The sequence below is a fragment of the Mesorhizobium sp. C264A genome, assembly GCF_040324515.1.
Taxonomy (GTDB): Bacteria; Pseudomonadota; Alphaproteobacteria; order Rhizobiales; family Rhizobiaceae; genus Mesorhizobium.
Genome location: NZ_JAMYVY010000001.1, coordinates 3,555,444 through 3,581,883, shown reverse-complemented (window position 1 = coordinate 3,581,883; position 26,440 = coordinate 3,555,444). Strand labels below are relative to the sequence as shown.

Sequence of the window (26,440 nt, the reverse complement as noted above, 5' to 3'; positions counted from 1 at the left end):
ACCCGTGGCCGGATCGATCGTGGCCGTTCCAGCCGGCTTCACCGTGACAGAGGTTTCGCGCGCCGCTTCGCTGCAATCGCTGTTGGATGACTGCACGCGGAAGCAAGATCGGTCGAGCGGCCTCGCGACTTGCAAACGTTGACAGATTGAGCCGCAACCGACGGTGCCTGGCATTCGATCGAGCACGCCGGTCCGTCACTCCGGAAAGCCGGCCTTTCGGAAGCCATCGACGAAATGGTCGAGCGTGGCCGTGTCGCGGAACGGCTCCGTCTCGACCCAGTGGCTGGTGGTGAAATGTGGGTTCGCGACAAGGAACAGGTCGACCTCGGCGCGCGCCTCATCGATCCGGCCGAGTTGCGCAAGGCTTGCCGCAAGGAAACGGCGCGAGCTTGTCCGATACGTCTCGTCCCGGCGCGTCGTCTCGACGGCGGCTTCATAGTCGCGCGCCGCATATTGCGCCTGGCCGAGCGTCAGGTAGTACCAGCTTGCCGGAAACGGGTTCAGCCGGAACGCCTTGCCGATATAGTCGAGGCCGTCCTCGACGCGCCCGGCCAGGACCGCGATGTCGGACAATGTCGCCCAGGCATCGGCCTCGTTCGGGTCGAGTTCGAACGCCTTGGCAAATCCCACATCCGCTTCGTCGAATCTGCGCTCATAGGCAAGCAGGTTGGCAAGCACCCAGTGGCAGCCGGCATCGTTGGGATCGATCGCCACAGCCTTGCGCGCCAGTTCCAGGGCAAGGCCGCGGGCAGGCTCAATGGGCTCTCCCCAATGCACCCATCCCATCCAGTGGTTCATGGCAAGCCAGCGATAGGCTTCGGCATAGTCCGGATCGAGCGCAAGCGCGCGCGTCAGCAACAGATGCGCTTCGCGCGCCGTCTCCGGCGAGACGTCGATCAGGTTGCGGGCCCGCACGCACAGATCGTAGGCCTCGAGATTTCGGGGCCGATTGCGCGGCAGCGGCGCGCGCAGCCGGCCAAGCAGCGCCTCGACGATCTTGGCCGTCACCTCGTCCTGAACGGCAAAGATATCTTCCAGGCCGCGATCGAAGCGGTCTGCCCATAAGTGCTCGCCGCTCAGCGCGTCGACCAGCTGGGCGTTGATGCGCACGCGCCCGGCGGCGCGTCTGGCGCTGCCCTCCAACAGATAGCGCACGCCAAGTTCCCTGGCGACCTCGCGCACATCCACCGCCTTGCCCTTGTAGGCAAAGGTCGAGTTGCGCGCGATGACGAACAGGCCGCCGATCCTCGACAGGTCGGTGATCAGGTCTTCGCTCAACCCGTCGGCAAAGGCTTCCTGCTCGGGGTCGTTGCTGAAATTGGCAAAGGGCAGCACGGCTATCGACGGTTTGGCGGGCAGCGGCAAAGCCTGTCGCTTCTCGTCGCCGAGCTGTTCGATGGCGCCGGCGAAGCGATAGCCGACGCGCGGAACGGTCGATATCCATTCTCCGCCGTTCGTGGCCGGACCCAGCAGCTTGCGCAATTGCGCAATCTGGACGGTGAGGTTGCCTTCCTCAACGGCGGTGCCTGGCCATGCCGCATCCATCAACTCGGCCTTGGCCACGATCTCGCCGGGCCGGGCGACGAGCGCCGCCAGCAGCTGCAGTCCGCGGTGGCCGGCGGCGACGGGAACTTGGTCCCGAAGGAGCGTTCCCGCACCCGGATCGAGCACGAACGGACCAAAGGCAAAGCGCGATCCCTGCATAACGCGCATCTATAGAGCAATTCCAGGAAAGGTGTGAAGGCGGTTTTCCCACGGGAAAGCGCAGAGCGCTTCACGGACGTATGGCGTCAAAACAAAGAGTTGAGCACCTCGTCGTTTCGATGAATCGGCGAGGTGCTCTAACTGCTTTGGAACTTTTGAGAACTATTTGGCCGCGCTTAATTACGGCGCCGTCCGCATGCGGCAGAATTCAACCTCTTTCAAGCCGAGGGCTGTCGCCCCTCAAACCGAATGGAGGTTGCCATGAACGATACCCTTGCTTCTGCTCGTGCAGCCTTGCCGGAAAAGGCGGTGTCATCGGGCCGGCGTCCGACGGGCCCGCGGGGCATGATCGCGGCCTGGCGCGAGCGGATACGCTTTCGCTGGGACCTCAAGCAGATGGCGGAGACCAATCCGCACCTGATCGACGATATCGGTCTGACCAGACGCCAGGTCGAGGCCGAAATCGTCAAACGCTTCTGGCAAGTGTGAGCTGATGTCGCGGATAAGACCCGCCCGCCTGTTTGGGCGTACCGCGGCGTTTTGCCGGCATTTGCACTTGCCGGAACGTGCCGATCCTGCTTCGAAGTCGGCATGAGCGCCGAAGACGCGACGTCACCGCCGGAGAACCACATCGCATGGGCCGCGATGGCCGGCATCATCGCGACAGTTACGGTGTTCGCCATAGCACAGGGGCTGACGTATCCGCTGCTCAGCTTCATCCTGGAACGGCAAGGGACGACACCGGGCCTTATCGGCCTCTCGGCCGCGATGACGCCTCTGGGTTTCATTATATCGTCGCTCTTCACGCCGGCGCTGGTCCGGCGGGTGGGCGCGGCGCGCTTTGCGGTTGTGTGTTCGATCCTGGCAGCAACCGTCCTGATCGCGATTGCCTGGACGCAGGATGTATGGGCCTGGATGCCGTTGCGCTTCCTGCTCGGCTTCTTTGCCAATCCGCTTTACGTGATCAGTGAAACCTGGCTGGTCTCGATCACACCCGCCGCACGCCGAGGCCGCATCATGGGCCTATACTCCTCCATCGTTTCCGCCGGCTTTGGCCTCGGCCCGCTGTCGCTAGGCTTGGTCGGCACGCAAGGATGGCCACCCTTCATCATCGGCAGCGCGGCCTTCCTTGTCTGCGGCCTGATCGTGCTTGCCGTCGCGCCACGCCTGCCCGACATGCCGCGTGAGGGCGAAGCGGTGTCGGTCGGCGGCTTCTTCGCGCTGGCGCCGCTGCTCTTGTTCGCAGTCTTCACGGCTGCCGCCTTCGAGCAAGTCCTGCTTTCGCTGTTCGCGGTCTATGGTGCCGCGCTCGGCAGCACTGAGCAGCGCATCGCTTCGCTCATCACCTGTTTCATCGCCGGCAATGCCGTGCTGCAGGTCGTGCTTGGGCGCGCCGCCGAACGGTTTGGCTCGAAGCCGATGATGCTGTTCTGTGTCCTGGCTTGCCTGGCCGGTTGTTTGCTGTTGCCCTTGCTCTTCGCTACATGGCTTGTCTGGCCGCTCTTCTTCGTCTGGGGCGGGGTCTCGTTCGGGATCTACACGCTGTCGCTGATCCAGCTCGGCGAGCGTTTCACCGGTCAAACCTTGATCGCCGGCAATGCCGCCTTCGCGTTCGTATGGGGGGTAGGCGGCATCGTCGGCTCACCCGTGGCCGGGCTGGCGATGCAACTGACCGGACATCAGGGACTGCCATTGTCGCTTGGCCTGCTGTGCTGCGTGCTGGTGGTGTTTCTGCTGGCGGAGTTACGGCGGGTTGACCGCGTTCAGGCGTAAGGCGTGCCTGCCATTGCGGCCTTCAGGCCGATGCTGCCCTTGACCCGCCTCGTCGCCGTCCTGGGTTTCTCGAAGCGTCCGATCCGCCTCGATGAACGCCACGGCCGCCAGGCGGGTGTCGGGGTCTGCAGCTTACGCCCGCCGCCTTCGGATAGTGCCACCATTAGGATATCCCAGCTCGTCGCGTTCGCTCTCGCTCGCGCCGACGCCGGCCCAGTCCGGACCAGCAATGTCTTCAGCTGCCATGTCTTCAAACCTCGATGTCAGGCGAAAACGCGGCCGCCGTAGAAACTCGGCGGCCGCCAATGGCGACGCTATATTCGCCCGAGAACAACCAGAATGATCACGATGATCAGCACCAGCCCGAGGCCACCGCCGCCATAGTAACCAGTGCCGTAGAACGGGCCGCCGCCGAGGCCGCTGAAGCCGCCGAGCAACGCGATGATCAGGATGATAATAAGAATGGTACCCAGGCCCATATGCCGTCTCCTTCGCTGCCGCGCCGTTCACGGCGCGGCTCGAAGAACTAAACTCCCAGCAAGCCTTCCTGTTCCCCGGCGATTTTCATCCGACGGCTAAGGAACGAAAGCCATCATGACGGCGTTTGCTGAGGTTCAGGCGCAAGCTGCGCGTGCATCGCGCGCCAGGCGGCGCGTAGAATTCAGAATTTACGCGGGATTGCCCTTTAGGCGGCCGGCCGCTCCTCCACCTGAACGCGCGGCAGGCGTGACGCCGGGCTTACGCTGGAAGGCGAGCTGAAACGTGTCGTCATCTGAAGCCGAATTGGTCGACGACGAGTTTTGGCCCCGCACCATTCCCAGTCGAGCTGAACCGGCAGCAGCTCACGTCGCCTTGCCGGCCGGCGCGCCTATGTCTTCCTCGGCAATATCGTCGAACGATGCGTAGTTCATGTTGTAGAGCCTGGCATAGAGGCCCTTGGCCGCCATCAGCTGCTCGTGATTTCCGCTCTCGACGATCTCGCCGTTCTGTAAGACGATGATGCGGTCGGCGCCGCGTATGGTCGCCAGCCGGTGCGCGATGACCAGCCCGGTGCGGCCTTCCAGCAGCGTGACCAGTGCCTTCTGGATCAGCATCTCGGTGTAGGAATCGATGCTCGCCGTCGCCTCGTCCAGCACCAGGATTTTCGCATCCGCCACCAGTGCGCGTGCAAAGCTGATCAGCTGGCGCTGGCCGAGGGACAGATTGCCGCCGCGCTGTTCGAGCTCGGTGTCGTAGCCGTCAGGCAAATGCTCGATGAAGTCGTGCGCGCCAACGGCTTGCGCGGCGCGCACAACCTCTTCGCTGGTAGCCGATGTCTTGTGGTAGCGGATGTTCTCCAGCACCGTGCCGGAAAACAGGAACGGCTCCTGCAGCACCATCGCCACCTGATCGCCGAGCGAATCCTGCGTCACGTCGCGCACATCGTGGCCGCCGACCCGCACCTCGCCCGACCAGACATCATAGAAGCGGTGCACCAGCGCCATGCAGCTCGACTTGCCCGAACCGGTGGGGCCGACAAGCGCAACCGTCTCGCCCGGATTGACGCGGAAGGAGATGTTTTTCAGCACCGGCTGGTTCTGCCGGTAGCCGAAGGTGACGTTCCTGAACTCGACCGAACCGTCCATGTCGCGCGTCAGCGTCACCGCGCCCTGTCTGTCGCTGACGTCGACCGGTACGTCGAGCACTTCGGAGATGCGTTGGCCCGACGCCATGGCGCGCTGCATGACCGAGTACTGCATGGTGAGCGAGCGGATCGGGTCGAAGAAGCGCTGGATATAGAACAGGAACGCCACCATGACGCCGATGTCGAGGCTGTGCGACAGCACCATCGAGCCGCCGACGACGATCACGGTTGCCATCGCAATGCCGGTCAGCGTGTCGACGATCGGCACCATCACCTGCGCATATTTGGCCGAGGTCAGGTGAGCCCTGAGATTGGCCAGCACCTTCTCGTCATAAAGGTCGAAATTGACGTGCTGGCGCTCCAGGCTCTGCACCGTGCGAACGCCATGGATGCCTTCGGCCAGCGCGCCATTGGCGATCGAGTTGGTCTCATGCGCGGCCATGAAGGCGATCTTGGCGCGCGGCAGCCAGAACAGGCGCACGATGAACAACGCCGGCATGGTCGACAGCGTCAGCAGACCGAGCCGGAAATCGAGCCACAACAGAACGCTGACGATGCCGAACAGCAGCACGATGTCGCCCACCGACATGACCGAGGTCTCGAGGAATTCCTGCATGGAATTGACGTCGCCCTGCAGGCGCGACATCAGCCGGCCCACCTCGGTCTTGTCCATGAAGCTCAGCGAGACGCGCTGCAGATGGCTGAACATGGCGCGGCGCAAATCCGACAGCACATTCTCGGCCACCTTGCCGACGACGCTTTCCTGGACATAGCTGGCGGCATAGTTGATCAGGATGATCAGGGCGAAGGCACCGATCGCCCAGTTCATGACGGAGCTGTCGGCCTTGCCCGCCGCCATGCCGTGGTCGATGGCGTAACGGATGACCAGCGGGATCGCCAATTGCGTCAGAGTGAACACCAAAACGGCGGCCACCGAGATGAAGATCCGGCCCTGGTACGGTCTCACGAAGCTCCAGATGCGGCGCACGATGCGCGGATCGTAGACCTTGCCGAAGACCTCTTCCTCGTCGCGGTGCGAACCGACGACGGCCCTGGTGGGCCGCCGGCTGGTGTCTTCTTTTTCGTCGTGACCCGGTGTCGACATTATGCGGCTCCCACCGCCACCGGCAAATCGTCGTCCGGCCGCAGCTGCAGGTCGTAAAGCGCGCGGTAGCGACCACCCAGCGCCAGCAATTCCTGGTGCGTGCCGCGCTCGGCGATGCGGCCATTCTCGATGAACAGGATCTGGTCGGCATGCATCAGCGAACTCAGCCGGTGCGAGATGATCAGCGTCACGCGGTCCTTGGCGAAGCGCTTCATCGCGGTGCGGATTCGCTGCTCGGTGCCGGCGTCGACAGCCGCGGTGGAATCGTCGAAGACCAGCACCGAAGGCCGCAGCATCAGGGTGCGGGCGATGGTCAGGCGCTGCCGCTGGCCCCCGGAAAGCGATGACCCGCGCTCGCCCACGACCGTGGTGTAGCCGGCCGGAAGCCCGATGATGTAATTGTGCAGCTGGGCGTATTCAGCCGCCTGCCCGATGCGGGTCTCGCGCGCCCACGGATTGCCATAGGCGATGTTGTTTTCGATCGAGGTGGTGAACAGGAAAGCGTCCTGCTGCACGACGCCGACCGCCTTGCGCAACGATTGCAGCGTGACCTCGCGTATATCCTGCCCGTCGATGGTGATCGCGCCTGACGTCACATCGTAGAAGCGCGGGATCAGATGCGCGATGGTCGACTTGCCGCTGCCCGGCGGGCCGACAATGCCGACGGTCTCGCCGGACCTGGCCTCGAAGGAAATGCCCGACAGCGCCGGCCGGCCGCCGGCGCCCGCGTAGCGGAAGCCGACATTGTCGAAGCGCAGCAAGCCTTCGGTGACCACGAGATCCTTGGCATCAGGCGCATCCTGAATGTCGAGTTCGGCGTCGAGCAGTTCGAACAGCCTTGTGCCGCAGGTCGAGGCGCGGGCGAACGAGTTGACCATCAGCCCGAGCTGGCGCACCGGCATCTGCAGGATGGTCATGAAGGTGAGGAACTGCGCCAGCGTGCCGACGCTGATCTGGCCCGCGATCACCTTCTGGCCACCGAACCACAGCACCAGGCCCATGGCCGCCAGGAAGGAAAAATTCATGGCGCTGGTGTTAGAGACGCGGATGTCGACGCGCTGGTCGGCAAGCTCCAGCGCCGACTTCTTGGCGCGGTCGAATTTTTCCAGCTCATGCCGCTGCGCCGCAAAGGCGCGCACGACGCGGATTCCGCCGAGGTTCTCGTCCATCACCCGGCTCAGCACTGACAGCCGCTCCTGCAGCGTCAGCCAGGTGCTGCGCAGCCTGAGCTGTGTGACCGAGGAGCGCCAGGCGACGAACGGCACGAAACTCAGACTGAGCAGCCCGAGCTCGAGATCGGTGCTGATCAGGAGATAGGAGCCGACGCCGATCAGCACGCCGAGCAGCACCACGCGCAATATGCCGGTGGAAAAGAACATGCGCACGCCGTCGAGGTCGAGCAGGCCAAGCGTAATCAGGTCGCCGGTATGCACCCGGTCATGGAAGGAGAAGCTCAGCCGCTGGATCTTCTCGTAGAAGGCCAGGCGCAGCTCATAGCCGGTGCGGTGGCCAACGGCCTCGCCATAATAATTCTGCGCCATGGTGAAGAGGCCGCGCAGAATGCTGACGACGAGCAAGGTGATCGCCGTCGTCCACAGCGCCTGCTCAGCCGCCGCGCCGCCGCCTCCAGCCATCACGCCTTGCGCCTGGTCGATGGCGTGGCCGAGCAGGCGCGGGATGAACAGCTGCAGCGTCGCGGCAATGAAGGTCGAGGCGATGGTGATCGCAACTTGCCAAGGATGGCGCAGCGTCATGCGCACGATGCGCAGCAGCGTGCTGAGGCCCTTGCCCCAGGACGCCTCCGCCACATGGGCAAACGATTTGCCGCGCATCGCTGCGCCGCGGGTTGCATCCATTGCCAAGGAAAATACCCAATCCGATCCGGACATTAGCCCAGACGAATGAAAACAGACTCAGTTTCAGATACCGCGATGGTACGCCTCCATTTTGACCGTTCAAGGGCCAATGGCGGTATCGCACTGTGCCTGAAATGAAAGTGAATACTCGGCATCGGCCCAGCTGGATTTGCCTGTGGGGTAGTCATGCCTTCACCAGGCTGATCGCACGTTTGGCTGCTCCATGCTCTACTCGCGACTCTCAGGTGGTTGATAGCAGTCCTTCAATTTTCCCCGATTTCTTCGCTATTTCTTCTTCGTATACTTTCCCCGCATGACGATGTGTGTCAGTATTTATTGTCGCTGGGGGGCGATAACGTGTCACGCATTTTCATCAGCCATTCGAGCCGCAACAATGCCGAGGCGCGTGCCATACGCGACTGGCTGATTTCCAATGGCTGGGACGACTATTTCCTCGATCTGGACCCGGAGTGCGGCATTGTCGCCGGCCAGCGCTGGGAGCGCGCACTGCACGAGGCGGCCAATCGCTGCCAGGCGGTGCTGTTCCTGGTCAGCGCGGCATGGTTGAAATCTGAATGGTGCGAGAAGGAGTTGATGCTCGCCCACAAGCTCGACAAGCCGATGTTCGGCGTCATTATCGATGACAAGGTGTCGATCGCCTCGCTGCCGCCCAAGCTGAAGGATTTTTGGCAGGCCAATGAGAATTGGTATAAAATTGCCTCCGACGATCTCGGTCGGTAGTAATCCGGCGTGCCAACGGAGGTGTTGGGGAGGTTGGAACGGGTTTTATAATGAAAGGCTCTGATGTCATTGAGGGCTATGGTTCGGGGATTGTTATTGTAACGTGCGCTCACGTTGTTAAGCAGTTGAATTAGTTGATGCATACTTTCCAAGCGTAGATGAAAGTAATGATGTAAAAATCGAAAGTATAGTTTTTCAGTCTCCGGCAAGTGATCTAGATATATCAATTTTACCTATAGAGCATGGCTTGCTGTTTGGAGCCGTAGCCATAGATGATGTAACGCCAGACAGAGAAGCTTCAGTTTCATTCGCGCCGGCAATGGACACTGATGGAAATTCGTAAAAAACGTCTCTGGCCATGGCCGGATATTGTGGGTGTTGAGCCTTCCATCGGATTCCAGCTTTCCATTATGCAGCCGCTTAAAAGTACTGCGATAGAAAGAAAATTGGGAGTCGACTTTCATCCACTATAGGTAGCCGACTTTGGTACACCTATGCTTCGGGCCCTGGCGCAAGTGGATCTCCCGTACGTAGCGACTACCCACCAGAATGGAGGCAAGGATATGGTCCATGACATACCCCTCAACTTAACCCGGGACGATTTCTCCGGAAGCCGTGTTGCCGCGAACCAGCTGCGAGCAAGCGCAGTGCCGGCAGGAGACGTACTGCGCTGCTTCAGATCGAGGGATATCTCGCAGCCCCTATGATTTCATTGCGGCTGACGGGCCGGCGGCGGACCGAATGACACAGGCAAGAGAGCCGTAGGGACGGGGAACAAGACAATGGACGACTACAAGGAACTCATCGAACAGGCAATTTCGGCCAATCGCAGGTATGATCTGAGGGAACTGCGAGAACTCTGCGAGCGGCTGGGGATGGCCCTGCCGGAGCCTTCGGACAGCGCGGGGGCGCTTGGCGCGGCGCTGATGAAAGAACTTCGGCGCAACCGCAGGTACGACCAGATACAGATGCTGGGCGAGGCGTTCATCAAGGCCGGTTACTGCACGCCGCGTATCTGGACCATCTATGCGCAAGCCCTGGTCGACCGCGGCAATCAGGTGGCCGCAATCGGCATTCTGGGAAATCTTGCTTTGGAGGCCTCGGCCGAGGAGTTCGCCAAGGAAGCGTCGGAGATTCACGGCATACGCGGGAGGGCATGGAAGGACATTGCCTATGAAGCGATAGGACAAAAGCGCCTCGATGTAGCAAAGAGAGCATTAAAGAGCTCCTACGAGTGCTACTCGAAAGGATTGGAAACCAATCCCGACGATGTCGGAATGCTGGCATGGCACGGGACGCAGATCGTTGCCGTGGCACACCTCGCTGAAAGCCACGAGCTGCGCCATGATTTCGGCTCGAAGACCGAGCTTGCCAAAGATATTCTGAAACGCATGGCAGCTGACTATCGCGGCGACGGCAACGATGACCCGTGGATCCCCACAGCGGCAGGCGAGATGTGCGTAGCGCTTCAGGACTATGCAGGGGCGCGTGATTGGTATCAAAAGGCGATCGGGTCCGAGCGCACCGACAATTTTACCCTTGCCAGCGCGCATCGGCAGCTTTCGCAAATATGGCGCATTGGCGAGATCGAGGAAGGCGCCATAATCGGAGGCCTCGTTCTGGACGCTCTCGTGGAGATGGGGGGAGGCTTCCATTTGACGAAAGGCAATGCCGACCAGCTTCAGGCCCTGATCGGCACAACGCCCCCGGTCTCACTCGTGGCGCTACGATTTGCGATGAAGTCGGCTGAATCGATCGCGATGATTCGTTCCGGCTTTGCCCCCCTTGGCACGGGCTTCCTCGTCTCCGCGGCCGACATTGGGCTCGACCCCGCAATCGGGCAGGTCGTGATAACCAACGCTCACGTGGTCAGCGATCCATCGCAGAGCGGGGCCGCATTGCCGGGAGATGTTCAGGTCACGTTCCAGCTTCAGCCCGGCAACAAGGTTTACACGGTGGCAAAGATTGTGAAGTGTCTTTCCGTAGGAACTCACGATTGCAGCGTGTTGAAGCTTAACAAAGACGTATCCGACATTGATCCCTTGGAAGTGGCGGACTTGCCATTGGTGATGCCGCCCGACCCGACCGCGGTCGTCATTGGCCATCCTTTGGGGCAGGAAATTTCTTTCTCGTTCCTCGACGGCCGGCTTGTGGCGTTCGAGCCCCTGGCGGAAGCAAAGCCGCAGCGCATGCACTATCGATCGCCGACTGACAATGGCAGCTCAGGCAGCCCGGTGTTCAATCGCAATTGGAAAGTCGTGGGCATCCATCACAAATATGTCGAGAACGCATCGCCGCTCGATGGCGAGGCGGGGGTTTATTCTGCAAATGAAGGCATCTCGATGGGATCGATTCGCCGGGCTTTGAAAGCCGGCCTGGGATAAGCGATCCGGTTGTCAGTTACGCGTATCCTGCCTTCCCCATTGTGGGGAAGCAAAACGGCCTTCACTCGACACGTTGCTTCACGAAATCGGGACTTCACGAAATCGGGACGGGCGTTGGCTGTCGTGGCGCTGGATCGGCGGCGGTTCGACACTGTGCTGAGCCTCAGCCGCGGCCAATGTGGTCGGCTGCGGGACCGAGCGCCGTGAGCAGCGCCTTGCCGCTTTCCAGCGTCGCATTCTCATGCGGCGCGCGGAGGTTGAGCCAGCGTTTGTCGCCGGAGCGCACCGCCAGCACGGCCTTCATTGCCGGGATCAGGCCTGCATCCTGGATCACCTTGCGGAACGCCCTGATCGCGGCGTCCGCTTCCGTGACGTCTTGGCCAGCGATCGTCGCGTCGTAGAGGGCGCGGATGGCCGCAGCGTTGAGATTGACGGTCGCGGAGATACAGCCCGCAGCACCACTGGCGAGCCCCTTGGTCAGTTGCGCCTCCGAGCTGGGGAACACCGCGACGTCGGGTGCGGCGGCAATCACCGCCGCCGTGTTGTTCCAGTCGCCGGCGCTATCCTTGTAGGCGACGACCGTCTCTGGAAACACCGCGCTCAACCGGGCGGTCAGGGCAGGGCTTACCGGCACGCCGGAGTTCTGCGGGATGTGGTAGAGAATCATCTTCAGCGCCGGGTTGGCCACCCGTTCGATCAGCTCGCTGTAGTAGCGCGCCTGGCCTTCATCCCCGGCGGCCGTGTAGAAGAATGATGGCAGCACCATCACGGCGGCGCAGCCGAGGCCGACCGCGTGCTTCGACAGTTCGACGGTTTCGGGCAGTGCGGTGACGCCGGTGCCGGGCATCATGCGCCCCGGCGAAATGCCTGATGCAACCAGCCATTCCAGCGCCTGCATGCGCTCGTCGAGCGAGAGCGACAGTGCCTCGCCCGTGGTGCCGAACGGCGACAGCAAATGGGCGCCCTGGCCCAGCACCCATTTGGCATGTGAGATCCACAGGTCACGGGCAATGCGGCCATCGTTCTCGAACGGCGTCAGGATCGGGGCGATGGTTCCTTGCGGGCGGGGCATGTCGGTCCTTCCATCGGTGCTGGAAATCAGCTTGGCATAGAGCATACGTGCGATGCGATCTGCCAGAGGCGATCTCTTGGGCCACCGCGCCGGCCGTGGGAAAACTTGCGGGTCATTGCCGCGAAATTCTGGCCCTTCGGTCTGCCGCAACCAGATGACGCCGGCGTCAATGGGTTGCAAATGGACCGGGGTTGCAAATGGACCAGGGTTGCAAGTGGACCAGCCAAGCCCGAAATGTCGAACAGAGACAGATCCGGAAACGGCATGCACCCACGATTGCTCAAGACCTTCCTCGCCGTGGCGCGGCACCGTAATATCACCCGTGCAGCGCGGGAGGTTCATCTGGCGCAGTCGAGCGTCAGCGACCAGATCCAGTCGCTGGAAAGCGAACTTGGCGTCGTCCTCTTCATCCGCTCGCGCCACGGCCTCGACCTGACGACGGCCGGCGACGCGCTGAAACCTTATGCGGAAGAGATTCTGCAACTGGCGGAGGAGGCGCGTATTGCGGTCGAGGCAACGACGGGAATGACCGCCGGAACGGTTACGGTCGGCGCGCTGGAGACGATTGCCACTGTCAAACTTCCGCAATGGCTGGCGGCCTTTCGAGGCGACCACCCGGAGATCGGTCTGCGGCTCAAAATCGCCGGCAGCGATGCCCTGCTGCGGCAGCTCGAAGAAGGCGAGATCGACGTCGCCTTCTGTTTCGACAAAGGCGGTCTGGACGAACGCCTGGCCCGGCGCACGATATCGGCCGAGCCGCTGGTCCTTGTCGCCTCACCCGAACATGCGCCCGCATCGGGGCAGAGCGACCTGGCCGCGCTCGCCGCGATGCGTTTCGTGGTGACGGAAAACCGGATGCGTCTACCGGCATCTGTTCGACACTGCCTTTGCCGAGATGGCAGCGCCAGAACTTGCCGCCGAAGTCGGCAGCATCGGCGCCATTGCGGGCCTGGTGGCGACTGGTGTCGGCATGGGCCTGGTGCCGCGGCTGGCCGTTGCCGACGCGCTCGATCGCGGCGAGATCGTCGAATTGCCGTGGCCGGGGTCGGCCCGCACGGCGTCGCTGGTCATGATCTGGCGCCGCCGGCGGGTTCAGCCGCCGGCGCTGAAACTGCTGGCGGCCGCGGCCAGGAATTTCGCTGCGCTCAGATCAGCCGGTGACCGCCCTCGACATGCAGAACCGTCCCTGTCGTAAAACCGTTGCCCATCAGAAAGGCGATGGCATCGGCAATGTCGTCCGGCTGTCCGACGCGGCCGACCGGCAGGCGCCTGGCCATTGCATCGAGCGTCTCGTCCTTCTTGTCGCCGGCCACAAAACTCCAGATCGGCGTGTCGACCCAGCCCGGCGAGACGGCGTTGACACGGACCGGCGCCAGCTCGACCGCCAGCGCCCGCACCAACCCTTCCAGCGCAGCGTTGACAGCGGCAACGACCGAGCCGCGCGCCGCCGGCCGGTAGGCGGCGATGCCTGAGGTGAAGGTGATGGAGCCGTTGGCCGAAAGCTGCGGCGCGCCATGCTTGGCGAGCAGCAGCGGCCCGTAGAATTTGCTTTCGACGACTCTCTGCGCCGCCTTCAGGTCGATCGCAGGCAATAACTCATAGGCGCCTTCGATATCGGCGGCGGTGCTGACGATATGGTCGAGCCGGCCAATCCGCCTGAACAGGTCAGCGACCTGATCCTCCCTTGCAATATCGGCCGCGACGGCGCTCAGACCGGCATGGTTCCGCAGCGCCTCGCCGGCACGCTTGAGCCTGGCTTCACTGCGGCCGACGATGATGACTTCGGCGCCTGAGTCCAGGCACCGCCTTGCCAACGCGAGCCCCATTCCGGAGCTGCCGCCGACGATAGCGATTTTCGATTTTGAGATGTCTGTGTCTGCCATGTTTCCGTTCCTGTCCTGAACCGCTCCGGAAGAGAGTTCGCAGGCCGGCGGCAGGAGTGGAAACGGAAGAAAGCGATAGTGCCATCGGAGACTCCGATGGCACTATCGTCGATAGGAACCGACGCGGGCCACTCCGTCGAGTGGCCCACCTGTCAATAGAAGTGCGCTCAATAGCCGACCGTAAAGCGCTGCTTGATATGCGCCGGCTTTTCGATCTCGTCGGCCATGACGATGGCGTAGTCCTCGAAGGAAATGCTGCTGCCCTTGTCGGACGTCAGCAGCGTGTCCTTGCCGATGCGGTATTTGCCGGTCCGCTCGCCGGCGACGAACAGCGCCGAAGGCGACAGCAAGGTCCAGTCGAGATCGTCGACCGTCCGCAGCGTGTCGAGGAAGTCGGCGCCCTTCTGCGCCTCGGCCTTGTAGATATCAGGGAAGGTCGGCGTGTCGACCAGGCGCTTGCCGGGCGCAACCTCAAGGCTGCCGGCGCCGCCGACGACGAGGTAGCGTTTGACGCCGGAAGCACGCACGGCTGCGATAAGCGTATCGGGATCGCTGTCGAGGAAATGAACCGAGGAGATCACCGCGTCATGACCCTTGATCAGGGCGGCAAGGCCATCCTTGTCGAAGACGTCGCCCTTCTTGGCAGTCACGCCCGGAAGTGCCGCGATCTTGTCTGGATGCCGGGCAATGGCGGTGATGCTGTGCCCGCGATCGGAGAGTTCCTTAAGCAGGCGGGAGCCGACCTGGCCGGACGCGCCGATAAGTGCGATTTTCATGGGGATTTTCCTTTCGTCTGGGGAGAATTTCATCTGGGGAGAATTTCTGGGACTACGCCGCCTCGATGTGAGCGACGAGATTGTCGTAGCTGCCGAACAGCGCGTTGGCGCCGATCAGGCGCGGCGCCGTTTGGCCGATCACCGCCAGCGCGGGAACGCCATTGGCATGCAGCCGATGGAACAACATCCGCCCGCGGCTGACCAGGTCGTGATGCTTCGCCAGAAACGGCTGCGTCGGCGCTTTCAAGAGCTTTGCCGCGTCGCTCATGCCGGCGTCGGTCAGTACCGCGGCGACGCCGTCAACCGTCACAATATCGCGGCCGTCGACATAGCGCGCATGCTGGATCGCCTTCAGTGCCGCAAGTTCCTTGCGCCAGTCGTCCAGCCCGGCGGCGTTGATGCCCATGGTGGCAGCGGAAGAATCGAGCAAGGTGCCGCTGACATTGAGCACATTGTCGAGATAGGCCTGGCTGAAGCGCTGTCCGCTCAGCCGCGCGATGCGCTGGTCATTGTCCCAGGCGTGGGCGGCAAAACCTGCATCCAGCGGCCGCGCGCCGGCACCGGAGAAAAGCCCCACCGGCAGCAGTTGGAGCGCGGTCCCGCCGGCGGCCAGTCGATCCAGCATCGGCGTGGCGCCATAGCACCAACCGCAGAGCGGGTCGAAAAGATAGGTTAGGGTTGCATTGGTCATGGCGGCCTCATTCTGTTGCCCGATAGATGACAGCTGGACCGCTTGCGAAAAATAGCGATCAATCATACAAACTGTCTGATAAAATCAGACAATGAGCGGCCTGTGACCGAACTCCTCAATCTCAATCGGCTCGTCTACTTCGCCACCGTGGTGGAGACCGGCTCGTTCACGGCCGCTGCCGACCGTCTCGATGTTGCCAAGGCTGTGGTCAGCCATCAGGTCGGCAAGCTCGAAGAAGAGCTTGGCGCTACGCTGTTGCGGCGCACGACCCGGCGCGTGACGGCGACCGAAGAGGGTCGTCTGTTCTATGACCGGACCGCGATCATCCTGCGCGAGGCGGAGGCAGCCTATGGCGACATTTCGCAGCGAGCGGCGCAGCCGACGGGGACGCTGCGGCTGACGGCGCCGCTCGATTATGGCGAGAAGGTCGTGGCGCCGACCATCGCCGCCTACATCAGAAAATACCCGAAAATGCGGGTCGAGACGATCTTCGACGATGCGGTCAGCAACCTGGTCGACGAGCAGATCGATCTTGGCATCCGCGTCGGCTGGCTTGCCGATTCCAGCAATCTGGCGCGGCGGCTGGGCAGCCTGCAGCAATTCGTCGTCGCCAGCCCGGAACTGGCCGCCAGGCTGCCTGGGGAAGCCAGCCCCAGGCAGGCGAAGTCGCTGCCCTGGGTCGGCAACGCCCAGTTGCGCGGGGTCGGCCAATGGCTGTTCTCGAGGGGCACGGAAACGGTGCTGGCCGAACTCAACCCCGTCGTCAGCTGCGACAAGACACCAGGCGTGCTGTCCTGCGTGCTGGCCGGCATCGGCCTCGGCATCTTTCCGGATTACAGTGTCGCCGACGACATTGCGCGCGGCCGGCTGGTGCGGGTGTTCGCGGACTGGACCTTGCCGTCCGGTGGCATCCATGCCGTCTTCCCGCCGGCGCGCTTCAGGCCGGCCAAGGTGCGCGCTTTCGTCGACCTCCTGGTTGCAGCCGAACGGCGGCGCGCGCGCAGTGCGGGCTGATTTCGGCACCGGCCGGCAATGCCGGCGAGGGAACCTTTGTTCGGCAGGCGCTTTTGGATATGCTGCGATTCCGAACCGTCAGAAGGGGTACTGCCGATGACCACCAAGATCTTTGCGACCTGCATGCTCGCTCTCGCTGTCGGCTGCAGCCTGTCCACAGCGGGTGTCGCCAAGGACAAGCATCGCCATCGTCAGCCAGAACCCGAACGCTACGTCCCCGCCATCGCGACCTCTTCTATGCCCTGTTCGGCGGCCCGCGCTACTATGATAAGATGCTGGTCACCACGGCTGCCGGCCCCTGCTCCTACGACAGGGTCGGGCCGGACGCGAATGCGCTGAACAAGGTCAACGATCACCATTGCGGGAAGTAGAACGGCCCCAAAGGCGGGGCTGTCCTGCGCCTGTCGCGGGTTCTACCGGATGCCGGCCACCGCGAACTCGATAGAGATAGCCGATGACCGTCGAAAAATGGTCTCCGTCCGAAAAGAAAGTCGCCCGCACTGCCTATGACGCAGCGCTGAAGGTGGCGCTCGACAAGACGTTGGCTGAACTCAAGAGCAGGGCCCACGTTGCGGCAACGCCTTCCGAAATATGGGATGTCGAAGACTTTCTGCGGCAGCAGCGACGGAAGATCGACCAGATGTTCGACTATCGCTATTCACAGCTAATACAGGTCTTCGCCAATCTCATCCGGCAAGGCTATCTCGAGGAGAATCTCCTTGTTGGCTTGTCGGAAGACAAGCGGCAAACGATCCGAAAATACGCCAGCTGGAATCGCGAAGGGTAGGGGTCCTCTTCGGGGGCCTTGGCGCTGCATTCAAACTGGACCATTCACCATCTTCGCGCGCGCCGCGCAGCTCGAGTTCAGCCATGGCGTGCCTCCGTGGCATCGGCGGTCGCGCCTCTGTCCTTGTCGTCCTGCGCCATCGCCAGCGGCGCACCCGGTTCGCCTTCCCACAGGATCAGGCTGGCGGCGCCGATCAGCCCGGCGCGGTCGCCGAGTTCAGCCTGCACGATCGGCACGTCGCGATAGGCCGGCATCGCCCGCTGCTGGATGACCGCTCTGATCGACGGTGCCAGAAGGTCGAACCCGTTGGAAAGGCCGCCACCCATGACAATCAGATCGGGCGAATAGAGATGCAAGAGATTGGTGAAGCCGATGCCCAGCCATTGTGCTTCCGCCTCGATCAGGTCGAGAGCGTTGGCGTCGCCGGCCTTGGCAGCCTCTACGACATGCCTGGCCGAGACGTCGCCGTCATTTGACAGCCGTCGTAAGAGCGAGCCGTCGCCCGGCGCGGTCAGTCGCGTGGCGCGGCGGCCGAGCGCGGTTCCGGAGGCAACGGCCTCGAAGCAGCCGATGGCGCCGCAAAAGCAGCGGTCGCCTTCACCGGTGATGGTCATGTGGCCGATCTCGGCCGCCAGTCCGCGCCTGCCGTGATAGATGTGGCCATCGGCGACGACGCCGCCGCCAATGCCGGTGGACACAGTCACGAACACCAGCGATCCGCTGCCACGTCCGGCGCCAAAACGCCATTCGCCGAGCGCCGCCGCATTGGCGTCGTTTTCCAGCCGCACCGGCAGCCCGAAATGCCGCCCCAGAATGTCGATCAGCGGCACATCATGCCAGCCGGCCAGCGTCGGCGGCGCAATGACGATCCCCGCCTTGGGGTCGAGCGGTCCCGGCGCACCGACGCCGATGCCGGCGACGTTTGCCTGCGGGTGTTCCTTAAGCAGCGTGCCTGCCAAAGCGACGATCTGGCCGATCACCGCCTCCGATCCCGCACCGGCAAGCGTCGGCGCCGAAGCATGAGCGACGATACGGCCATCGCTCTCGACCAGCGCACCGCGCAGCGCCGTGCCACCGAGATCGAAGGCGAGCGCAAGCTTGGTCATCAGGCGGCGACCTCCAGCCCGTGCAGCCAGGCCATGCGCCGGGCAAGGTCGGGATCGCCGAAGGCCAGCGAGCCCAGCACCACGGTCTCCGCACCTGCGGCGCGCAGCAGCGGCACGGTCTCGTGGCGGATGCCGCCATCGACGGCAAGCACGATGTCGGCCTCGCGGCCGGCTTTGCGCATCAGCGCGCGCGCCTCGATCAGGCGCGGACACGCCTGCTCCGACAGGCTCTGGCCCTTGACGCCGATGGAGGTGCCGAGCAGCGTCACGAACGCCACTTCCGCCAGGAAGGGCGTGACGGCCGCGACCGGTGTTTCCAGCCGCAGTACCACGCCGGCCTCGGCCCCGAGTTCATGCGCCAGTTTCACGGCGCGCAGGCCGGTCTCGCCGTTTTCGGCGTGCACGCTGATCAGGTCGGCGCCGGCCTCGATGAACTGGCGCGTCTGTTCTTCGACGATCTCGGCTTCGACCATCAAATGGACATGGATCGGCTTCGCGGTGAGCTTGGCGATGCGCGCCACCAGGTCCGGGAAGAACAGGAAGCCAGGGGTGAAGCGGGCGTCGGCGACGTCGATATGATGGACATCGGCATGGGTCTCGATGCGCTTCAAATCGCGCTCCATGTTGGCGAGGTCGGCCGACCACAGCGAGAACTCGCCGATCAGCCGGTTGCGCGGCAGGGCAGCGATCGCGGCGGGGCCGGACAGGGGCTTGTTCGTCGTCATCGTCTCAGGCTCCGTAGCTGCGCATGGTCTGGCGGTTGGTCTTGACCGCGCCGGCAGGGTCGGCGGCAGCGGTCTCGGACTCTTCCTCCAGCACCAGCCAGCCGTTGAAATGGGGCGCGGCACCAGCGATCTCGATCACCTTCGCCGCATCGCAGACACCCTTGCCAAGCATCGCCCATGTGCCATTCGCGTCGACATCCTTCAGATGCACATAGCGGATGCGATCGCGATAGGTGGTGAGCGTATCCGCCATGTCCTGGCCGCCGCGCAAGATGTGGCCGGTGTCCGGCACCCAGCCGACGAGCGAGGCGTCGACCAGCCCGAAGATGCGATCATAGTCGGCGCGGTCGAACAGCAGCGTGTTGTGATGCGAGCTTGGATGCACCGCGACCTGGACGCCGGCCTCGCGCCCGAGCTCGCCGGCTTTGTTGTAGACCTCGGCCGTGATGGCAAACTTGTCGTCGCGCGGCCCGTCGGAAACCATCGTGGCCGAGCCCATCGACACCAGCGCGCCGGGAAAGGCGGCGGCGAAGTCGATCCAGCGTTTGGCGGTCTCCAGGTCGGCGCCGATCTCATCCCTGAGCGTGAAACCGCTCTTGGAGCCGAAGGCGAAGGAGACGAGCGTCAGCCCGGATGACTTCAGCGCGGCGGCGAACTCCGTTGGCTTGCCGGCATAGCGGCCGATCATCGTGTCGGTGATCTCGATGCCGGCATAGCCGCCATCGGCGATCGCCTTGAGCAGATCGTCCGGGCCGCCGGCGAAGCGGTCGCCCAGCATTTCCCAGGTAAAGGTCTGGCAGCCGACTTTCAGGTCTTTCACGGTCATCCTTTCATTCCTTGATTCCACCTCGTTGGAGGGACATCCTACTTGACTGAGCCTGCGGTCATGCCGGCGAGGAAGAATCTCTGGGCAACCAGGTAGATGACCAGGAGCGGCAGCGAGCCGAGCACGCTCATCGCCATCATCTGGTTCCATTCGAAGGCGTGTTGCCCCATCAACAACTGGATGCCGATCGGGACGGTGCGCATGGACGTCGACTTCGTCAGTGTCAGCGCAAAGAGAAATTCGTTCCAGCACAACAGGAAGGTGTAGACCGACGTCGCCACGATACCAGGCAGTGAAATCGGGACGATCACCCGCCACAGTGCGGTCCAACTGGTGCCGCCGTCGACAGCCACCGCTTCATCGAGGTCGCGCGGCAAGGTGTTCAGATATCCCGTCATCAGCAGGATCGCATAGGGCAGCGTGAACACCAGGTAAGTCAGGATCAGCGCGACATAGGTGTCGAAGATGCCATACGAGACGACCAGCCCGAAGAACGGGATCAAAAGCGTGATCGGCGGGATCGTCTGCGTGCTGATGATGAGCGTGTTGAGGCTGCCCTTGCCGCGGAAATTGAAACGGCTGAACCCATAGGCTGCCAGCAAGGCGATCAGCACCGTCAGCACGGTCACCGCTCCGGCGACGAAGTAGCTGTTGAAGAAGAAGCGCAGCTTTACCGGATCACCAAGGATGGCCGCATACGCTTCCAGCGTGAAGGCCTTCGGCAGGACGGTTGGCGGCAGGGCGAAGATTTCGGTATTCGACTTGAACGAGCTGCTCAGCATCCAGTAGATCGGGAAGGCCGCGAACAAGAGGCCTGCGGCAAGCGCGACATGGAGCGCGGCGGTGATCAGCCTGTCTTTGGGCGTGTGCATTTTCCTCATGTGACTACCGAGCCTTTTGATAGCGGATGTAGAACAGCGTCAGGCCGAGAGAGATCAGCAGGATGACCACGGCGCTCGCCGAGGCCTGCGACAGGTTGTAGCTCGAAAACGCCAGCTTGTACGTGTAGGTGCTGAGGACCTCGGTCGAGTAGATCGGACCGCCACCCGTCGTTATCCAGATCAATGGAAAGACCTGCATGGTCCAGATGAAGTCGAGCAGCGAGATGCTGATGATGATCGGCATCAGCTGCGGAATGGTGATGAAGATCAGCTTCTGGTAGGCCTTCGCGCCGTCGATATCGGCGGCCTCGTAGAAATCCTTGGGAATGCCCTGCAAGCCTGCGAGCAGGCTGACCATGAAAAGCGGGTAGCCCGCCCAGATGTTGGCGAAGGTGACGGCGTGCAGCGCGGTCGCGGGCGAGGAAAACCACTCGACCTTGGAACCGATGATGCCGATCTGCATGAGAACACTGTTCACGACACCATTCGGCTCAAGCAGAAGGCGCCAGATCACCGCGATAATCACCGCGGTGAACAGCCAGGGCAGTATGTAGAGCACGCGCAGGATGTTGCGCAGCGTCGGATTGATGCGGTCGCTGTTCAGCATGAGTGCGAAGAGCATGCCGATGGTCATATGGAAGACGACACTCATGCAGGTGAAGTAGAGCGTGTGCCACAGCGAGGCCCAGAACACCGGATCGGCAAAGATCGCCTGGTAGTGTTTCAGTCCGGCAAAGGACGGGTCGCGACGCAGCACCGCGCTGTTCTGGAACGAATAGCCAATCACCGTCACCATCGGCAGCAGCATCAGAAGGCCGATTATGAGGAGCGATGGTGACAGATAGAGATAGGGTGCGACCGCTCGTTTCAGTCGATGGTGGGAGCGCTTCTGCCCGGTCATGTGCGACCCCTGGGATGTGCCTTCAAGAGGAAGGTGCGCTTCAAAAACAGGTCCATCTCAAATTGCCGATCCGTTGTTGACGGGTGGCCTGGCCGAGGCCGGGCCACCCGGTGGAAGATAGCAAACGGGCAATGGCCGCTCAGAATTTCGCCATCCAGCCCTTTTGAGCGTTGGTTGCGGCTTGTTCCGGAGACTGCTCGCCGGCAAGCATCTTCTGAGCCTCCACGTCGAACTGGGTCATCAGGTCTTCAGCCACCGGCAGGCCCGTGAACTCGTTGGCGAGATAGCCGGTCTTGAAGATTTCGAAAGCCTTGGCGAAAGCCTTGTCCGAGGTCACGAAATCGGGCTTGGCGTTGACGTTGCCCGGGAAGGCGTTTGCAAGCGACACGAGCTTGGCATTCACCTTCTCGCTCATCAGATATTGGACGAGCTTCCAGGCTTCATCCTGATGTTTCGAGGCGGCGGAGATGCCGATGCCCCAGGAGGCGTAGGGAAGGCCGCGCTTGCCGCTGTAGTCCGCCACGACCGGGACCGGGATCAGGTCGAAGTTCAGCTTGGGATTGCGTTTGCGGATGAGGTTCACATGCGCAAGCGAGTCGATCATCATTCCGACCCGATCGTTGACGAATTCCTCGACCTTCTCCTGCTCGGTCTTGGTGGCAATGCCGGGCGAGATGACGCCGGCGTCGTTCAGCGATTTGACGAAGGTGAGCATATCGACGACCGGCTTGCCCTCGAGAGCCGGCTTGCCTTCAACCATCATCGATTGACCCGAGGCCCAGACCCACGACATCAGGTCGTTCTGGACACCGGACGGCGTTTGCAGCGACAGCGGCAGCACCCAGCCATACTGGTTCTTGTCGGCATGGGTCATCTTCTTGGCGGCTTCGAGAAACTCCGCGCGGGTCGACGGCAGCTTGGTGACGCCTGCCTGGGCGGCGAGGTCCAGATTGACGAAGACCGGATAGACGAACGAAGCCACGGGAAACATCACCGCCTTGCCGTCCACCTTGATGATATCCGCGACCTGGGTCTTGTCGAACCCGCTCGCATCCATCATCGGGTTCATGTCGGCTAGCGCACCCTGCGCGTTCAGATTGTTCACCCAGGCGCCGTCGAGACCGACGACGTCGCTAAGCGTTCCGGTTGCGGCGCCGACCGAGATCTGGTCTCGCGTGGTCGCATAGGGACCGCTGACCAGCGTCACCTTGATGCCGGGGTTTGCAGCCTCGAAGTCGTTCATGATTGCCCTGAGCGATCCCGCCGGCAATTCGGGCTCCCACCATTGGGTGAATTCCAGCGTCGTGTCCGCCATGGCGCCGGTTGCACCAAGCAACCATGCGGCCGCGGCTATTTTCAGCATCGCGGGTCGTATCCGAAACATCATTTTCTCCTCCTTCTTCAAGATCGGCCGCACAATGCGGACGGTCGTCTGTTCATTCAGAAGCCTTCTTGTGTCTTCCGCAGGCACCTCGCTCCCGCCCGCGGTCTTCCGCAGATCTTCAGATCGCCAGATGCGTTTCGGGATCGAAGAAATGGAACTTGGCATCATCCACGGCCAACCGGATTTCCGAGCCGGAGCGGACGGCGCTGATCGGCTCGAACCTCGCCACCGCGTTCGACGCCAGGCCGAAATCGTCCACCGCATCCGGATCGCCGGAGTCCACCCGGACCGCGTCGATGTTCATGTGGACGATCTGTTCGGAGCCGAGTTCCTCGATCGAGGTCACCCTGGCCGGTATCGTCTGATACTTGCGACCGGATTCAAGGCTGCTGTCATAAAGATCCTCCGGTCTGATCCCGAACACGACCTTGCGCCCCGCATACGACCTCAAGGCCGGCCTGCGCACGAAGGCTGCATCCTGCAGCCGGACGGCGAAGTCGCGAAAAGCGAGCTCGCCGCCCTTCAGGGTCGCCTCGAAAAGGTTCATCGAAGGAGAGCCGATGAAGCCGGCAACGAAGGCGTTAACCGGCGATTCATAGAGCCTCTTGGGGGTGTCGACCTGCTGCAGCACACCGCCTTTCAGCACCGCGACCCTGTCGCCCATCGTCATCGCTTCGATCTGATCGTGGGTCACGTAAATGGTCGTGACGCCGAGCTGCTTTTGCAGGCTGGTGATTTCGGCGCGCATTTGCACACGCAGTTTCGCATCCAGATTGGAAAGCGGCTCGTCCATGAGAAAGGCGGCCGGCTCGCGCACCATGGCGCGGCCCATGGCAACCCGTTGACGCTGCCCGCCTGACAGGTTCGCGGGTTTGCTGTCCAGCAAAGACGTCAGCTGAAGAGTTTTGGCGATCTCGTCCACGCGCTTCTTGCGCTCGGCCTTCGGCTTGCCTGCCAGCCGCATCGAAAAGGCGATGTTTTCGGATACCGTCATATGCGGGTAGAGCGCGTAGCTCTGAAACACCATCGCGATGTCGCGGTCCTTGGGCGGCATGTCGACGACGTCGACCCCGCCGATCCGAAGGCTGCCGCTGGTGATGTCTTCCAACCCCGCGATCATTCGCAACGCCGTGGATTTGCCGCAGCCGGAAGGCCCGACGAGGATCAAGAACTCGCCGTCCTTGACCGACAGGTTCAACTGGTCGATTGCGCGAAAACTGTTCCCGTAGGTTTTGCAGATCTTCTCAAGAGTGACTTCTGCCATATTCCTCCCTCCACAAGTATAAGCCCTGATTTTTATGATTCTCCTGGGCCTGTGTTCGCCTGCGAAACGTTCGTCGGATCGTTTCAGGTCATGCTCCAGCATCCACATGCGCATTTTTCAGGTCGACTGCTGACGGCGCGTTCGCCGATGCCAGGAGTTGCGTGACCTGGTCCTCGGTCGGAAGCGCCTCGCGCCCGCCACGCCCCGTTATCGAAACGGCCGCCGCCGCGGCCGCGAATGCGATCCGGCCCGCGGTGTCGGCTCCTCGCGTCAACGCATGGGCATAGGCGCCATGAAAGCAGTCACCCGCGCCTGTGGAGTCGACGACCGCAACCCGGTGCGGGGGCAGGTGCCAGAGACCTGTCTCTTCACGGCCGCGATAGTACACACCCCTGCCCCCATCGGTCAGAACCACGGCGGATCGCGATGGCAACCACAAGGCATCGAGCATCTCGGCAGGCGATCGGCGCCCCGTGGCAGTCCGTGCAAAGCTAAGTGGAAGAATGAGATGGTCGCAGAGCGCGATCAGCCGCTCCGTGGCGGGGCCGCTGCTCCATTCGATATCGCCGAGGATCGCAAGGCCGAGATCGCGAGCCCGAGCCACGACATCCAGCGACCCGGTCGCATAGCTATCGACGATCAGGACGGTTGCGCGGCTGAGGATATCGTCCGGAAAGTCCGGAGCGGTGCCCAGCATCGCATCGTCGTCATACGCGATGAACCTTTCCCCGTCCGAGCCGACGGTGATCCGCGAGTGCACCGGGCGCGCGTCGGGATGGCGCGGCGCGAATGCGGTTTCAATACCGCTCGCCACGAGATCGAGCTGCACCGCGTCGTCCGCGGCACTGGCCAGCCATCCGACGAACCCGGCGGTTCCGCCGAGCCGCGCGACGGCGGCCAGCGCCGTCGCGACATTTCCCCCGAAGGCGCGGGTACTTTGCAGAACCTTACCCTTGCCCGCCGACAATGGCTGATCGACGTAGACTATGTCGTCGATCGCAATAGCGCCGAAGCCGAGGATCGAGGGGATGGTGGGCATCGTTCAGGCACCCGCCTTCGCCAGGGCGTCTTGCGCCGAAAGGCCGTCATGGATGACGCCGCGAAAGGCAAGCGCTGCCTTCTCCGGATCGCCGTGCCCCCAGAGATTGCGGCCGACCACGGCGCCGTGCGCGCCGGCACGGATGGCGTCCGCCGTCTGCTGAAGCGCGCCGAGCAGCGTATCGGTCTTTGGACCGCCCGCGATGACAACCGGCACCGGGCAGGTCCGGACGGTCTCCCGGAACGACTCGAAATCGCCGGTGTAGCCGATTTTGATCACGTCGACGCCGGACTCGTAACCGATGCGCGCCGCATAGGCGATCTCGTCGGGGGTGAAGACGATCTTTGCTCCGTCGGTGAAATTGCGAGGGTAGATATGCGCCACCACAGGCATGCCGTAGCGGGCCGCCGCATTCACCGAATCGGTCAGCCAGCGTATGTATTTGCCCTCCGTCGCGCCGCGCACCGGAATGGCCACAGCCAACGCATCGGCCCCCGCGCGCACCGCGTCCTCGGGCGTTGCGATCAACTCGCTGATGCGATCGTCCGCAGTGAAGCAGCCCGCCTGAATCACCAGGGAAGCTTTGCCCGCATATTGCGGCCACAGATGGCGCGCGGTGCCAGGCTGAATGCTGACATAGTCGGGTTTGCCCGCCATGACGCGTGCGAGCGCACCCGGCAGGTCGGCAAGGCCGCCTTTGCGCACGTCGCCATAGCCGACGAAGTGGTCGACCGCGCCGCCAAAGAGGTTCCCCGATGGATGCGAGAAGAGGCGCGCGAGACGCACCTTGGTTCCTAGGCTCATGAGTGCAAAATTCCCTGATCGGTTGATTTAAAAATGCTCAATCCAGTGTTTCCGAAAGAAAAAAGAAAAACAATCTTTCGAAAGCTTTCGAATCTGCATA

24 protein-coding genes and 1 pseudogene are annotated in these 26,440 nt (G+C 62.6%); 7 read left to right on the top strand and 18 right to left on the bottom strand.

All coding sequences use genetic code 11. From position 1 onward, the window contains the following. Nucleotides 1-195: 195 nt before the first annotated feature. A complete protein-coding gene (locus NKL04_RS17595; RefSeq protein WP_031209025.1) occupies nucleotides 196-1,713 on the bottom strand; it encodes a winged helix-turn-helix domain-containing tetratricopeptide repeat protein in 1,518 nt (505 codons plus the stop codon). Nucleotides 1,714-1,965: 252 nt separating this feature from the next. On the opposite strand from NKL04_RS17595, the gene NKL04_RS17590 reads away from it, so the two are divergent. Together NKL04_RS17590 and NKL04_RS17585 are read left to right on the top strand one after the other, a co-directional pair. Continuing rightward, the gene (locus NKL04_RS17590) at nucleotides 1,966-2,193 is read left to right on the top strand and encodes a DUF1127 domain-containing protein (RefSeq protein ID WP_023729208.1); all 228 of its coding nucleotides are present in this window, start codon (nucleotides 1,966-1,968) and stop codon (nucleotides 2,191-2,193) included. A gap of 102 nt (nucleotides 2,194-2,295) precedes the next feature. Continuing rightward, entirely contained in the window at nucleotides 2,296-3,477 is a 1,182-nt protein-coding gene (locus NKL04_RS17585; protein WP_023699802.1) for an MFS transporter, read from the top strand. On the opposite strand, the gene NKL04_RS17580 is transcribed toward NKL04_RS17585, so the two are convergent. From NKL04_RS17580 to NKL04_RS17565, 4 genes are all read right to left on the bottom strand, one after another. Further along, entirely contained in the window at nucleotides 3,468-3,641 is a 174-nt protein-coding gene (locus NKL04_RS17580) for a hypothetical protein (RefSeq protein WP_156933728.1), read from the bottom strand. The genes NKL04_RS17585 and NKL04_RS17580 overlap by 10 nt on opposite strands. 150 nt (nucleotides 3,642-3,791) lie before the next feature. Continuing rightward, nucleotides 3,792-3,956 carry a DUF3309 family protein gene (locus NKL04_RS17575; RefSeq protein ID WP_023667887.1) on the bottom strand — a complete coding sequence of 55 codons (165 nt, stop codon included), beginning with the start codon at nucleotides 3,954-3,956 and terminating at the stop codon, nucleotides 3,792-3,794. 363 nt (nucleotides 3,957-4,319) lie between these two features. Then, nucleotides 4,320-6,206 carry an ABC transporter ATP-binding protein gene (locus NKL04_RS17570; RefSeq protein ID WP_023699801.1) on the bottom strand — a complete coding sequence of 629 codons (1,887 nt, stop codon included), beginning with the start codon at nucleotides 6,204-6,206 and terminating at the stop codon, nucleotides 4,320-4,322. Continuing rightward, complete coding sequence (locus tag NKL04_RS17565) at nucleotides 6,206-8,038, bottom strand: ABC transporter ATP-binding protein (protein WP_245271342.1); 1,833 nt, start codon at nucleotides 8,036-8,038, stop codon at nucleotides 6,206-6,208. The genes NKL04_RS17570 and NKL04_RS17565 overlap by 1 nt, the downstream gene beginning before the upstream one ends. Before the next feature lie 381 nt (nucleotides 8,039-8,419). Here NKL04_RS17565 and NKL04_RS17560 point away from each other — a divergent pair, with 381 nt between their 5' ends. Next, complete coding sequence (locus tag NKL04_RS17560; RefSeq protein WP_031209023.1) at nucleotides 8,420-8,803, top strand: toll/interleukin-1 receptor domain-containing protein; 384 nt, start codon at nucleotides 8,420-8,422, stop codon at nucleotides 8,801-8,803. A gap of 782 nt (nucleotides 8,804-9,585) precedes the next feature. Next, the gene (locus tag NKL04_RS17555) at nucleotides 9,586-11,187 is read left to right on the top strand and encodes a S1 family peptidase (RefSeq protein ID WP_023699797.1); all 1,602 of its coding nucleotides are present in this window, start codon (nucleotides 9,586-9,588) and stop codon (nucleotides 11,185-11,187) included. 163 nt (nucleotides 11,188-11,350) lie between these two features. Here NKL04_RS17555 and NKL04_RS17550 read toward each other — a convergent pair whose 3' ends face one another. Further along, entirely contained in the window at nucleotides 11,351-12,259 is a 909-nt protein-coding gene (locus tag NKL04_RS17550) for a dihydrodipicolinate synthase family protein (RefSeq protein ID WP_032997174.1), read from the bottom strand. 264 nt (nucleotides 12,260-12,523) lie between these two features. Between NKL04_RS17550 and NKL04_RS17545 the strand changes: the two are divergent. Beyond that, nucleotides 12,524-13,454: pseudogene (locus NKL04_RS17545) on the top strand (LysR family transcriptional regulator). On the opposite strand, the gene NKL04_RS17540 reads toward NKL04_RS17545, so the two are convergent. The 3 genes from NKL04_RS17540 to NKL04_RS17530 all read right to left on the bottom strand — a co-directional run bounded on the left by NKL04_RS17540 (nucleotide 13,405) and on the right by NKL04_RS17530 (nucleotide 15,609). Beyond that, nucleotides 13,405-14,142, bottom strand: a complete 738-nt coding sequence (locus NKL04_RS17540) for an SDR family oxidoreductase (protein WP_023699794.1) — start codon at nucleotides 14,140-14,142, stop codon at nucleotides 13,405-13,407. The pseudogene NKL04_RS17545 and the gene NKL04_RS17540 sit on opposite strands and share 50 nt — an antisense overlap. A gap of 167 nt (nucleotides 14,143-14,309) precedes the next feature. After that, nucleotides 14,310-14,918: an NAD(P)-dependent oxidoreductase gene (locus NKL04_RS17535; protein ID WP_023667893.1), complete on the bottom strand. Its 609-nt coding sequence runs from the start codon at nucleotides 14,916-14,918 to the stop codon at nucleotides 14,310-14,312. A gap of 52 nt (nucleotides 14,919-14,970) precedes the next feature. Then, a complete protein-coding gene (locus NKL04_RS17530; protein ID WP_031209020.1) occupies nucleotides 14,971-15,609 on the bottom strand; it encodes a DsbA family protein in 639 nt (212 codons plus the stop codon). 102 nt (nucleotides 15,610-15,711) lie between these two features. Here NKL04_RS17530 and NKL04_RS17525 point away from each other — a divergent pair, with 102 nt between their 5' ends. Together NKL04_RS17525 and frp are read left to right on the top strand one after the other, a co-directional pair. Continuing rightward, nucleotides 15,712-16,623 carry a LysR substrate-binding domain-containing protein gene (locus NKL04_RS17525; RefSeq protein ID WP_023699792.1) on the top strand — a complete coding sequence of 304 codons (912 nt, stop codon included), beginning with the start codon at nucleotides 15,712-15,714 and terminating at the stop codon, nucleotides 16,621-16,623. 454 nt (nucleotides 16,624-17,077) lie between these two features. Next, nucleotides 17,078-17,410, top strand: coding sequence for a fluorescence recovery protein (gene frp / locus NKL04_RS17520; protein WP_023699790.1), 333 nt, complete (start codon nucleotides 17,078-17,080; stop codon nucleotides 17,408-17,410). Nucleotides 17,411-17,487: 77 nt separating this feature from the next. Here the strand turns inward: frp and NKL04_RS17515 are convergent, their stop codons facing one another. The 9 genes from NKL04_RS17515 to NKL04_RS17475 form a co-directional block, all read right to left on the bottom strand. Further along, on the bottom strand, nucleotides 17,488-18,516 hold the full coding sequence (locus tag NKL04_RS17515; protein ID WP_023699789.1) for an ROK family protein: 1,029 nt from the start codon (nucleotides 18,514-18,516) through the stop codon (nucleotides 17,488-17,490). Next, a complete protein-coding gene (locus NKL04_RS17510; RefSeq protein WP_023699788.1) occupies nucleotides 18,516-19,241 on the bottom strand; it encodes a ribulose-phosphate 3-epimerase in 726 nt (241 codons plus the stop codon). Before NKL04_RS17510 ends, NKL04_RS17515 begins: the two co-directional genes overlap by 1 nt. A 4-nt stretch (nucleotides 19,242-19,245) precedes the next feature. After that, a complete protein-coding gene (locus tag NKL04_RS17505; protein ID WP_023699787.1) occupies nucleotides 19,246-20,067 on the bottom strand; it encodes a sugar phosphate isomerase/epimerase family protein in 822 nt (273 codons plus the stop codon). 38 nt (nucleotides 20,068-20,105) lie between these two features. After that, a complete protein-coding gene (locus NKL04_RS17500; RefSeq protein ID WP_031209018.1) occupies nucleotides 20,106-20,948 on the bottom strand; it encodes a carbohydrate ABC transporter permease in 843 nt (280 codons plus the stop codon). 4 nt (nucleotides 20,949-20,952) lie between these two features. Then, entirely contained in the window at nucleotides 20,953-21,849 is an 897-nt protein-coding gene (locus NKL04_RS17495; RefSeq protein ID WP_023699786.1) for a carbohydrate ABC transporter permease, read from the bottom strand. 139 nt (nucleotides 21,850-21,988) lie between these two features. Then, a complete protein-coding gene (locus NKL04_RS17490) occupies nucleotides 21,989-23,236 on the bottom strand; it encodes an ABC transporter substrate-binding protein (RefSeq protein ID WP_023735657.1) in 1,248 nt (415 codons plus the stop codon). Nucleotides 23,237-23,351: 115 nt separating this feature from the next. After that, nucleotides 23,352-24,497, bottom strand: a complete 1,146-nt coding sequence (locus NKL04_RS17485; protein ID WP_023699784.1) for an ABC transporter ATP-binding protein — start codon at nucleotides 24,495-24,497, stop codon at nucleotides 23,352-23,354. An 88-nt stretch (nucleotides 24,498-24,585) separates the two neighbouring features. After that, nucleotides 24,586-25,536: a PfkB family carbohydrate kinase gene (locus tag NKL04_RS17480; protein WP_023699783.1), complete on the bottom strand. Its 951-nt coding sequence runs from the start codon at nucleotides 25,534-25,536 to the stop codon at nucleotides 24,586-24,588. A 3-nt stretch (nucleotides 25,537-25,539) separates the two neighbouring features. After that, the gene (locus NKL04_RS17475) at nucleotides 25,540-26,340 is read right to left on the bottom strand and encodes a beta/alpha barrel domain-containing protein (RefSeq protein ID WP_023699782.1); all 801 of its coding nucleotides are present in this window, start codon (nucleotides 26,338-26,340) and stop codon (nucleotides 25,540-25,542) included. Nucleotides 26,341-26,440 lie beyond the last annotated feature (100 nt).